General features: G+C 66.6%; 12 protein-coding genes. 9 read left to right on the top strand and 3 right to left on the bottom strand.

The features are described 5' to 3' along the window. The 4 genes from B2J89_RS08205 to purH form a co-directional block, all read left to right on the top strand. Window positions 1-422: M15 family metallopeptidase (locus tag B2J89_RS08205; protein ID WP_305792653.1), on the top strand; the 422-nt coding region annotated here is incomplete at its 5' end. Between the two features lie 132 nt (window positions 423-554). Next, window positions 555-1601: a tRNA dihydrouridine synthase DusB gene (gene dusB / locus B2J89_RS08200; RefSeq protein WP_169168656.1), complete on the top strand. Its 1047-nt coding sequence runs from the start codon at window positions 555-557 to the stop codon at window positions 1599-1601. After that, on the top strand, window positions 1598-1831 hold the full coding sequence (locus B2J89_RS08195) for a Fis family transcriptional regulator (RefSeq protein ID WP_169168655.1): 234 nt from the start codon (window positions 1598-1600) through the stop codon (window positions 1829-1831). Before dusB ends, B2J89_RS08195 begins: the two co-directional genes overlap by 4 nt. Window positions 1832-1928: 97 nt before the next feature. Next, entirely contained in the window at window positions 1929-3527 is a 1599-nt protein-coding gene (gene purH, locus B2J89_RS08190) for a bifunctional phosphoribosylaminoimidazolecarboxamide formyltransferase/IMP cyclohydrolase (protein WP_169168654.1), read from the top strand. Between the two features lie 152 nt (window positions 3528-3679). On the opposite strand, the gene B2J89_RS08185 is transcribed toward purH, so the two are convergent. The 3 genes from B2J89_RS08185 to B2J89_RS08175 form a co-directional block, all read right to left on the bottom strand. After that, window positions 3680-4549, bottom strand: coding sequence for an acyltransferase (locus tag B2J89_RS08185; protein ID WP_169168653.1), 870 nt, complete (start codon window positions 4547-4549; stop codon window positions 3680-3682). A 95-nt stretch (window positions 4550-4644) separates the two neighbouring features. Beyond that, complete coding sequence (gene hemL, locus B2J89_RS08180; protein ID WP_169168652.1) at window positions 4645-5955, bottom strand: glutamate-1-semialdehyde 2,1-aminomutase; 1311 nt, start codon at window positions 5953-5955, stop codon at window positions 4645-4647. Continuing rightward, window positions 5939-6892 carry a bifunctional hydroxymethylpyrimidine kinase/phosphomethylpyrimidine kinase gene (locus B2J89_RS08175; RefSeq protein WP_169168651.1) on the bottom strand — a complete coding sequence of 318 codons (954 nt, stop codon included), beginning with the start codon at window positions 6890-6892 and terminating at the stop codon, window positions 5939-5941. Before B2J89_RS08175 ends, hemL begins: the two co-directional genes overlap by 17 nt. A 94-nt stretch (window positions 6893-6986) precedes the next feature. Between B2J89_RS08175 and B2J89_RS08170 the strand changes: the two genes are divergently transcribed. The 5 genes from B2J89_RS08170 to B2J89_RS08150 are packed head-to-tail and all read left to right on the top strand — an operon-like array spanning window position 6987 to window position 10831. Next, window positions 6987-7160 carry a rubredoxin gene (locus B2J89_RS08170; protein ID WP_169168650.1) on the top strand — a complete coding sequence of 58 codons (174 nt, stop codon included), beginning with the start codon at window positions 6987-6989 and terminating at the stop codon, window positions 7158-7160. Window positions 7161-7210: 50 nt separating this feature from the next. Beyond that, window positions 7211-7609 carry a PleD family two-component system response regulator gene (locus tag B2J89_RS08165; RefSeq protein ID WP_169168649.1) on the top strand — a complete coding sequence of 133 codons (399 nt, stop codon included), beginning with the start codon at window positions 7211-7213 and terminating at the stop codon, window positions 7607-7609. Next, a complete protein-coding gene (locus tag B2J89_RS08160; protein ID WP_169168648.1) occupies window positions 7609-7974 on the top strand; it encodes a PleD family two-component system response regulator in 366 nt (121 codons plus the stop codon). The genes B2J89_RS08165 and B2J89_RS08160 overlap by 1 nt, the downstream gene beginning before the upstream one ends. A gap of 16 nt (window positions 7975-7990) precedes the next feature. Further along, entirely contained in the window at window positions 7991-8518 is a 528-nt protein-coding gene (locus tag B2J89_RS08155) for a chemotaxis protein CheW (protein ID WP_169168647.1), read from the top strand. A gap of 21 nt (window positions 8519-8539) precedes the next feature. Then, complete coding sequence (locus B2J89_RS08150; protein WP_169168646.1) at window positions 8540-10831, top strand: methyl-accepting chemotaxis protein; 2292 nt, start codon at window positions 8540-8542, stop codon at window positions 10829-10831. Window positions 10832-10855: the final 24 nt, after the last annotated feature.

Raw genomic sequence — 10855 nt, 5'->3', positions numbered from 1 at the left:
TGGCCGCCGCCCCCGCAGCGCCGGCGTGCCTGCTGACCGAGCCGGCCGCGCGCGCCCTGCAGTCGGCCCAGGAAGAGCTGCGCGCGCAGGGGCTCTCGCTCAAGGTCTTGGGGTGCGACGGGTTCCCGAACGCGCTGCCCGAGCGCAGCGACACCGCCCCGGGCACCGCGGTCGACCTGACGCTCGTCGTGGTGCGCGCCCAGCGCGCCAGCGCCGCCGTGCGCGGTCCGCTGGCCGAGGGCGAGGAGGTGGACATGGGCACGCCGTTCGGCCGGCTCGGCGCACCCGCGCACACCGACCACCCCGCGCTCGCGCCCGACGTGCAGCACAACCGGCGCTGGCTGCGCGCCCTGCTGCAGCGCCACGGCTTTCGCAACCTGCCCCAGGCGTGGTGGCACTACACGCTGCACCGCGCGTCTTAGCGCGCGTCCCAGAGCGCGGACCTGGCCTTGCCCGGGCGCGGCCCTTTTTGCGGGGTGCTGTGGCTGCCTAAAATTTGTGCAGGTACAATTGCCGCCTCTTTTTTCAGCAATCCACCCGACTCCTTTTCATCCATGCAGATCGGCCCGATTCCCCTGGCGAACGCGCTGTTCGCCGCCCCCATGGCCGGCGTGACGGACCGCCCGTTCCGCCAGCTGTGCCGGGCCTTGGGCGCGGGCTATGCGGTCAGCGAAATGGTGACCTCGCGCAAGGACCTGTGGAACAGCCTCAAGACCTCGCGCCGGGCCAACCACGAGGGGGAGCCGGGGCCGATCGCCGTGCAGATCGCCGGCACCGATGCGCAGATGATGGCCGAGGCCGCTGCCTACAACGTGGCGCGCGGTGCGCAGATCATCGACATCAACATGGGCTGCCCGGCCAAGAAGGTCTGCAACAAATGGGCCGGCTCGGCGCTGATGCAGAACGAGGCCCTGGCGGTCGAGATCGCCGCCGCCGTGGTCGAGGCCTGCGCGCCGCACGGCGTGCCCGTCACGCTGAAGATGCGCACCGGCTGGTGCCAGCAGCACAAGAACGCCGTCGCGCTGGCGCGCCAGTTCGAGGGCGTGGGCATCCAGATGCTCACGGTGCATGGCCGCACGCGCGAGCAGGGCTACAAAGGCCAGGCCGAGTACGACACCATCGCCGCCGTCAAGGCGCAGGTCGCCATTCCGGTGGTGGCCAATGGCGACATCACCAGCCCCGAGAAGGCGCGCGACGTGCTGGCCGCCACGGGCGCCGACGCCCTCATGGTGGGCCGCGCCGCCCAGGGGCGGCCCTGGATCTTCCGCGAGATCGGCCATTTCCTCGCCACGGGCGAGCATCTGGCGCCGCCGCGCGTGGCCGAGGTGCGCGCGCTGCTGCTCGAGCACCTGCAGGACCACTACAGCCTGTACGGCGCCTTCACCGGCGTGCGCACGGCGCGCAAGCACATTGCCTGGTACGTGCGCGCACTGCCGGGCGGCGAAGCCTTCAGACAACACATCAACACCATCGAGGACTGCGACACGCAGTGGCATGCGGTGGCCGCCTATCTGGACGCCCTGGGCGACCGGATGGAGCGCCTGCCCGCCGCCAGCGCCCACGCGGCCATCGATGAAGAACCCGAGGGATTGGCAGCATGAGCAAACAACACATAGAAGAATGCGTGCGCGAGAGCTTGCAAGGCTACTTTCGCGACCTGGACGGCGAGGCGCCCGATGGCATGTACGACATGCTGGTGCGGCTGGTCGAAAAACCGCTGCTCGAAGTGGTGATGGGCCACGCCGACAACAACCAGTCGCGCGCCGCCCAGTGGCTCGGGCTCAACCGCAACACGCTGCGCAAGAAGCTGGTCGAGCACAAGCTGCTCTGACGCCAGGCTTCAGACTCACTTATTCATAGCTGCCAGCGCTTTCCCCATAAGTGCTGGAGCCCGATTTCATTCCAATTCCAAACTCTGGCAACCCCCCATGAAAGCACTTCTTTCCGTCTCCGACAAAACCGGCATCGTCGCGTTCGCCCAGCAGCTGCATGCGCTGGGCGTGCAACTGCTGTCCACTGGCGGCACCGCCAAGCTGCTGGCCGACGCCGGCCTGCCCGTCACCGAGGTGGCCGAGGTCACGCGCTTCCCCGAGATGCTCGACGGCCGCGTCAAGACGCTGCACCCCATGGTGCACGGCGGCCTGCTGGCGCGCCGCGACCTGCCCGCGCACATGGCGGCGCTGCAAGAGCACGGCATCGCCCCCATCGACCTGCTGGTGGTCAACCTCTACCCGTTCGAAGCCACGGTGGCCAAGGCCGGCTGCACGCTGGCCGACGCGATCGAGAACATCGACATCGGCGGCCCCGCCATGGTGCGCAGCGCCGCCAAGAACTGGAAGGACGTGGGCGTGCTGACCGACGCCTCGCAGTACGCCGACGTGCTGGCCGAGCTGCAGGCCACCGGCAAGCTGTCCGACCAGCTGCGCTTTGCGCTGTCGGTGGCCGCGTTCAACCGCATCGCCCAGTACGACGGCGCGATCAGCGACTACCTCTCGTCCGTCACCTTCGAGTCCGAGAAGCTCGCCGAGACCTACGTGCCCCGGCGCAACCTGTTCCCCGGCCAGAGCAACGGCATGTTTACCAAGGTACAGGACCTGCGCTACGGCGAGAACGCGCACCAGCAGGCCGCGCTGTACCGCGATCAGTACCCGGCCCCGGGCTCGCTGGTCACCGGCGTGCAGTTGCAGGGTAAGGAGCTGTCGTACAACAACCTCGCCGACGCCGACGCGGCCTGGGAGTGCGTGAAAAGCTTCGACGAGCCCGCCTGCGTGATCGTCAAGCACGCCAACCCCTGCGGCGTGGCCGTTGGCCAGGATGCGCACCAGGCCTATGCCAAGGCCTTCCAGACCGACCCGACCAGCGCCTTCGGCGGCATCATCGCGTTCAACCGCCCGGTGGACCGGGCCGCGGCCGAGGCCGTGTCCAAGCAGTTCGTCGAAGTGCTGATGGCGCCCGACTTCACGCCCGAGGCCCTCGACATCTTCAAGGCCAAGGCCAACGTGCGCCTGATGAAGATCGCCTTGCCGGCCGGCGGTGCCAGCGCCTGGGACCAGGGCCGCAACGCCATGGACGCCAAGCGCGTGGGCTCGGGCCTGCTGCTGCAGACGGCCGACAACCACGTGCTGCAATTGGCCGACCTGAAAGTCGTCACCACCGTGCAGCCCACGCCCGCGCAGCTGCAGGACCTGCTGTTCGCCTGGAAGGTGGCCCAGTACGTCAAGAGCAACGCCATCGTCTTCTGCAAGGACGGCATGACCATGGGCGTGGGCGCGGGCCAGATGAGCCGCCTCGACTCGGCGCGCATCGCCAGCATCAAGGCCGAGCACGCCCAGCTGTCGCTGCAGGGCACGGCGGTGGCGAGCGATGCCTTCTTCCCGTTCCGCGACGGCCTCGATGTGGTGGTGGACGCGGGCGCGACCTGCGTGATCCAGCCCGGCGGCTCGATGCGCGACCAGGAGGTGATCGACGCCGCCAACGAGCGCGGCGTGGCCATGGTCACCACCGGCGTGCGCCACTTCCGCCATTGAGATACGGAGAAGGGGCCTTCGCCCCGCACAACAAAAAGCGGCCAGGGGCCGCTTTTTTGTTGCGCTGCAGGGCAGGGTGCCAGCGCGGAATCCGTATGGGGTTTGAGGTAAAAAGTGCCTAAAACACAAGACAGGCCTGCGCAGGCAGCTATCTATTCAGGAGTTGTGGAGTGCTGCGCGAGCAGCCGGTCGATGGCCCGGTCCTTGTCCTGCCAGATGCCGTCGAGCCAGGCCTGCAGAAGCGCGCGCTGTTTGGCATTGGCTTTGAGCAGCTCGGCGGGAATCGGCTGCTGGCGCACGAGCACTTCCACATCGCCCAGGCGTCCGCACAGCGCGTCGAGGAAGGTTGGCACCTTGCCGGGGTAGACGATGGTCACGTCGACCAGGCCGTCGAACAGCTCGCCCATGGTGCCCAGCGCCATGGCCATGCCGCCGGCCTTGGGCTGGAGCAGGTGCCGGTAGGGCGATGCCTGCTGCGCATGCTTGGCGGCGGTGAAGCGCGTGCCTTCGGCAAAGCTCATCACCGAGGTCGGCAGCAGGCGGAATTTCTCGCAGGCCTGGCGCGCGTCGCGCAGGTCCTTGCGCGCGCTGCCGCCGCCGCTGCCGCGGCGCATGAACGGAAAGTCGAGCGCCCACCAGGCCAGGCCGAGCACGGGCACATAGATCAACTCCCGCTTGAGGAAGAACTTGAGCATGGGGATGCGCTGGTTCAATACGCGCTGGATCACCACGATGTCGACCCAGCTTTGGTGGTTGCAGGTCACCAAGTACCAGCCATCGCGGCGCAGGCCTTCGAGGCCCGAGACCTGCCAGCGGCCGCGGTTGACGGCGCTCAGCCAGAAGCTGTTGATGGCGATCCAGCCCTCGGGGATCTTGTTGAGCACGCGGTCGGTGAGGCGGCGCACGGGCGTGAACGGCAGCAGCAGCTTGGCCAGCGCGAACGGCACCATCAGGGCGCACAGGGCCAGGGTGTTGAGCACCAGGACCAGGGTGGCAAAACAGAACTTCAGTGCAGCAAGCATGGGCGGGCAGGGCGAAAAAAAGGCCGCCGGCGCGGGCCGACGGGGTTTGGAGCAGTTTTGGCCTCCAGCGCTTGCGCAGCAAGCGCGGGCAGCTCTTATTTTGCGAGCGACTTGAACACGTCCTGGGCGATGGCCACGGTCTCGGCAATGTCGGCCGGCGTGTGCGCGGCGCTGACGAAGCCGGCTTCGTAGAGCGCCGGGGCGATGTAGATGCCGCGCTCGAGCAGGCCGTGGAACAGCCGGTTGAAGCGCGCGCCGTCGCTCTGCATCACGGTGGCGTAGTTCTGCGGCAGCGTCGGCAGCAGGAAGAAGCCGAACATGCCGCCCTCGCAGTCGGCACTGAACGGCACGCCCTCGGCCGCGGCGGCGGCCACGAGGCCGTCGACCAGGCTGCGTGTGCTGGATGACAGCGCCTCGAAGAAGCCGGGCCGGCTGATCTCGCGCAGCGTCGCCAGCCCGCAGGCCGTGGCGACCGGGTTGCCCGACAGCGTGCCGGCCTGGTAGACCGCGCCGAGCGGCGCCAGCTGCTCCATGACGGCGCGCTTGCCGCCGAAGGCCGCCAGTGGCATGCCGCCGCCGATGACCTTGCCCATGACCGTGATGTCGGGCTCGAAGCCGGGAATGTCGCGCGCATAGACGCTTTGCGCGCCGCCGAGCGCCACGCGGAAGCCGTTCATGACCTCGTCGAACACGAACAGCGCGCCGTGCTGCGTGCACAGCTCGCGGCAGCGCTTCACGAAGGGCACGCTGGCGCGCACGAAGTTCATGTTGCCGGCGATCGGCTCGATCATCACGCAGGCTATTGTTGGGCCGTACAGCGCAAAGGCTTCTTCGAGCTGCGCGACGTTGTTGTATTCGAGCACCAGCGTGTCCTGCACCACCTCGGCCGGCACGCCGGCGCTGGTCGCGTTGCCGAACGTGGCCAGGCCCGAGCCGGCCTTGACGAGCAGCGCGTCGGCGTGGCCGTGGTAGCAGCCCTCGAACTTGAGGATCTTCTTGCGCCCGGTGGCGCCGCGCGCCAGGCGGATCGCGCTCATGCCGGCCTCGGTGCCCGAGCTGACCAGGCGCACCATCTCGATCGAGGGCACGAGGGCGACGATGGCTTCGGCCAGCTCGACCTCGCGCTCGGTCGGCGCGCCGAACGAGAAGCCTTCGAGCGCGGCCTTTTGCACCGCTTCGAGCACGGCCGGGTGGCCGTGGCCCAGGATCATCGGGCCCCAGGAGCCGATGTAGTCGATGTAGCGCTGGCCGTTGGCGTCCCACATGTAGGCGCCCTGCGCGCGCTCGATGAAGCGCGGCGTGCCGCCGACGGCCTTGAAGGCGCGCACGGGCGAGTTCACGCCGCCGGGGATGAGCGACTGGGCGCGTTGGAAGAGGGCGAGGTTGCGGTCAGTGCTTGGTGTCATGGGGAGGGAGTACAAAGCCGTCCACGGACGGCAGGTCAATGTCCTGGCCGGGCGCTGCGTCGTCGGCGCCTTCGGCGTCGTCGTCGGGCTCGGCCCAGAACAGGCGGTCGGGCACGATGTGGCCCATGCCGGGCCGAAAGCCATTGTCGAGGCAGCGGTCGAGGTAGCCGAGCGCTTCGCTGCAGGCTTCACCCAGGTCGCTGCCGCACGCGACCAGCGCGGTCAGGGCCGCCGACAGGGTATCGCCGGCGCCGGTGAAAGTGGCATCGAAAAGTTCGAAGCGTCCGTTGCCGAGCACGGTCTCGGGCGAGGCGAGCACGTTGTCGACGAACTGCTCGGGCAGCGGTATGCCGGTCACCAGGGTGTAGGGGGTGCCCATCTCGGCCGCGGCGGCCGCCAGGTCGCGCGCGGTCGGGCTGTGCTCGCGCCCCCATTCCGGCAGCAGCCAGCGCCAGAGCGTACTGTGGTTTCCAACCAACACCGTGGTCTGCGGCAGCATCAGTTCGCGAAAGGCGTCCAGGTACTGGTCGATCAGGCTGTCCTGCCACCACGACAGGTTGGGCATGTAGCTGATCACCGGCAGGTCGGCGTAGTCGGCGGTGAGCTCGGCAATGGCGCTGATGTTTTCCGGGCTGCCGACGAAGCCGACCTTGATCGCCTGGACCGGCAGGTCTTCCAGCGCGGCGCGCGCCTGGTCGGTCACGGCCTCGTCGTCGAAGCTGTAGTGGTCGAAGATCTCGCTGGTGTCGCGCACATAGGCGCCTGTCACCACGGCGACCGGGTGGCCGCCGACCGAAGCGATGGTGGCAATGTCTGCCGTCAGGCCGCCGGCGCCGCTCGGGTCGCTGGCATTGAACACCATCACGCAGGCCGGGCTGGCGCCTTCGGGCGCCTCTTCCGGTGCGTCGCTCGTGGGGGTGGAAGGGCTGTGTGTCATGGACCAGTTCCGGGGTTGGGGGTGGCGCGGAAACGGCAGCCGACAGTGATGACTAGATACAATCGTTGCATTCTACGTGAAGGCCCTTTAAGCTGTGACAGACTCTAAAACTTGGATGTGTTTGATTTGCGGTTGGATTTATGACGAGGCTGCGGGTTCTCCCGAGCACGGCATCGCACCCAACACCCCATGGGAGCAGGTGCCCATGAACTGGACCTGCCCTGAATGCGGCGCCCGCAAGGAAGACTTCGAGATGATTGAGATTTGAAGCGCAGGCATTCGCCTGCGTTGTTTATTTTCCATCCGGAGTGCAGATAATTGACTACTACTGGTGCATGTTTCAAGGTTCTCGTGGTAGACGACAGCAATACCATTCGCCGCAGTGCAGAAATTTTTCTCAAGCAGGGCGGCCACGAGGTGTTATTGGCCGACGACGGATTTGACGCTTTGGCCAAGGTCAACGACTACCAGCCGCACCTGATCTTTTGCGACATCCTCATGCCCAAGCTCGATGGCTACCAGACCTGCGCCATCATCAAACGCAATGCGCGTTTTGCCGATATCCCGGTGGTCATGCTTTCGTCCAAGGACGGCGTTTTCGATAAGGCACGCGGACGCATGGTGGGCTGCCAGGAATATCTCACCAAACCATTTACCAAAGACCAGTTGCTGCAGGCTGTGCAGCAATTTGGTAATCGAAATCAAGGAGCCATGTAATGCCCATTCAGAAAGTTCTGGTCGTTGACGACTCGAAAACCGAGTTGATGTTTTTGACCGACTTGCTGCAAAAGAAAGGCATGCAGGTGCGCACCGCTGAAAATGCAGAAGAGGCATTCAAGCGGTTGGCAGAAGAAAAGCCCGACCTGATTCTCATGGACGTGGTAATGCCCGGGCAAAACGGGTTTCAGCTCACCCGCTCCATCACGCGGGACCCTTTGTACGCCGATGTGCCCATCATCATGTGCACCAGCAAAAACCAGGAGACCGACCGGGTTTGGGGCATGCGCCAAGGCGCGCGGGGCTACATCACCAAGCCGGTGGATGCGGCCGAGCTGCAGGCCAAAATCGACGCACTGAGCTGAGCAGCCCGCCCCTGCCATGGCCAACCGCGAAGCCCTCCGAGCGCTCCAGATACGCCTTGCCGACCGCCTGCAGGCCGCCAGAACTGAGGGCCTGACAGTATCTTCCTGGCTGGCCGTCGAGTCGGCCGGGCAGTTCTACCTGCTGCCGCTGGGCCATGCGGGTGAAATCTTTCCCTGGTCTGCGGTGCAGCCGGTCCCTTACACCCAGGAGTGGTTTTTGGGCGTCGCCAACCTGCGTGGCGGCTTGGCCGGGGTGGTCGACCTGGCCCGGCTGCTGGGTGCTGCGCCGGTGCGCTCTGAACAGGGCTTGGCCGAAGCCAGCCTGCTGGCTTTCAATGCGGCGCTGGAGGTCAACGCCGCCTTGCTGGTCGATCGGCTCGCCGGCTTGCGCGGCACCGAGGCCTTTGTCTCGTCCGAGCCTCCGGGCGAAGGCGCGCCCGCATTTTTTGGCACTGCCTACCTCGACTCCAGCGGTGTCCGCTGGCAGGAGCTGAATTTGCAGGTTCTCTCTCAACATCCCGAGTTTTTGAGCATCAGCGCTTGAGTTCTTTATTAAGGCCGCACCATGTCTGTCGTCAAACAATTTGGAAAACTGTTCAACCGCGTGCCGCAGAACTCGGACTCTGGCATGGGCACGGCCTCGGCCATGGACCAGGCTCTGCTGAGCGATGCGCCGCTGGACACGGCGCAGCTGCGCAGCACCTACCAGGGGGATGCGCTCCACAGCGTCCAAGGTGACCCGGGGGCCGTCGGTGGTGCGTCCGGCGGCGCGGCGACGGACGGGGACAGCGACCTCCTTTCCCTGCCGCTGCTGGGCCAGGCCAGCGCGAGCGCGCACCAGCGGCGCTTGCTGATCCTGCTGGCCGTTGGCGTGGTGCTGTTGGCCCTGATTGCCGGGTGGGTGCTGCGGCAGGCGGACCGCTCAGCGCAGCAGTTGGCGGCGACCGGGCAGTCCCTGATGCAGTCGCAGCGGCTGGCCAAATCGGTGTCGCAGGCCTTGGTGGGCAGTCCCCAGGCGTTCCCCGACGTGGTGGAAAGCTCGGGGGTGCTCGCGCGCAACGTGCGTGCGCTCAAAGGTGGCGATGCCGAGCTCGGGGTTCAGGCCCTGGGTGAGTCCTTCCAATCGGACCTGGAGTCCATCAAGCCCTTGATGGAGCGCGCAGAGCGCAATGCCAGCGTGGTCATGGGGCAGCAGAAAATCCTGATGCAGGTCGGCGACGCCCTGCGCACCATCAACCGGCAGTCGTCCGACCTGCTGGAGATCGCCGAGACCGTGTCTTCGCTCAAGCTGCAGCAGAACGCGCCGGCATCCGAGATTTCGGCTTCCGGCCAACTGGTGATGCTGACGCAGCGCATTGGCAAGTCGGCCAACGAGTTCCAGACCACCGAAGGCGTGAGCCCCGAGGCCGTGTTCCTGCTGGGCAAGGACCTGAACTCGTTCAAGGAAATCGCCCAGGGCCTGCTCGACGGCAGCGCCGAACTGCGACTGGCGCCCACCAGGGATGCGCAGACGCGCGAGCAACTCGACGCGCTGGTGAAGCTCTACGAGGAGACGCGCACCCAAGCCAGCGCCATCCTGGGCAATCTGCAGGGCTTGGTGTCCGCGCGCGAAGCGCAGTCTGCCATCGTGGCCGACAGCGAACCGCTGCGCCGCCAGCTCGAAGGCCTGCAAAACAAGCTCTCGGCCCAGACCGGCATGGGTGCCGGGCAGTTTGCGGCCCTGACGCTGGCCGGCCTGTTCGTTCTGCTGTGCGGTATCGGCATTTCGCGCGTGCAGCTGCTCGACAGCCGCGGCCGCCAGCAATCGGCAGAGTTGCAGCACCGGGATGCGCAGCGCCAGGAGCAGGAAGCCAAGCGCGTCAACGATGCCAACCAGGCTGCCATTTTGCGGCTCATGAACGAGTTGCAGTCCGTGGCCGAGGGCGACCTGACGCAGGAGGCGACCGTGACCGAAGACATCACGGGTGCCATTGCCGACTCGGTCAACTACACGGTGGAAGAGCTGCGCCAGCTCGTGGGCAGCGTGCAAACCACCGTCACGCGGGTGGCGCAGACCACGGCTCAGGTGGACAGCACGTCGACCGAACTGCTGGCTGCGTCCACCGAGCAACTGCGCGAGATTCGGGAGACCGGCCGCTCGGTGCTCGACATGGCATCGCGCATCAACGAGGTGTCTGCGCAGGCGCAAGAGTCCGCCACGGTGGCGCGCCAGTCACTGCAGGCGGCCGACTCGGGTCTGCAGGCGGTGCAGAACGCCATCGGCGGCATGAACTCCATCCGTGACCAGATCCAGGACACCTCCAAGCGCATCAAGCGGCTCGGCGAGTCGTCGCAGGAGATTGGTGAAATCACCGAGCTGATCTCGGACATTACCGAGCAGACCAACGTGCTTGCGCTGAACGCCGCCATCCAGGCCGCATCGGCGGGCGAGGCTGGGCGGGGCTTCTCGGTGGTGGCCGAAGAGGTGCAGCGGCTGGCCGAGCGCTCGGCCGACGCCACGCGCCAGATCTCTGCGCTCGTGAAAGCCATTCAGACCGACACCCAGGATGCCGTGGCCGCCATGGAGCGCTCCACACAGGGCGTGGTGGAGGGGGCCCGCCTGTCCGACAGTGCCGGCACGGCGCTGTCCGAGATTGACCGCGTGTCGCGCCGACTGGCAGATCTGATTGAGCAGATTTCTTCTTCCACTTCACGCGAGGCCACGCTGGCCAACGAAGTGGCCGACAACATCCAGCACATTTTTGCCGTGACCGAGCAGACCGGCGAGGGCACGCGCTCCACCGCGCAGCAGGTGCGTGAACTCTCGCACATGGCCGAGGAGCTGCTGCAATCGGTGGCGCGGTTCAAGATTGCCTGACGCAGTGAACAACGAATGGGCTCT

Source organism: Acidovorax sp. SRB_24 (assembly GCF_012931925.1).
Note: the sequence above shows the minus strand (reverse complement) of the source record. Positions and strands in the feature narration are given on the sequence as shown.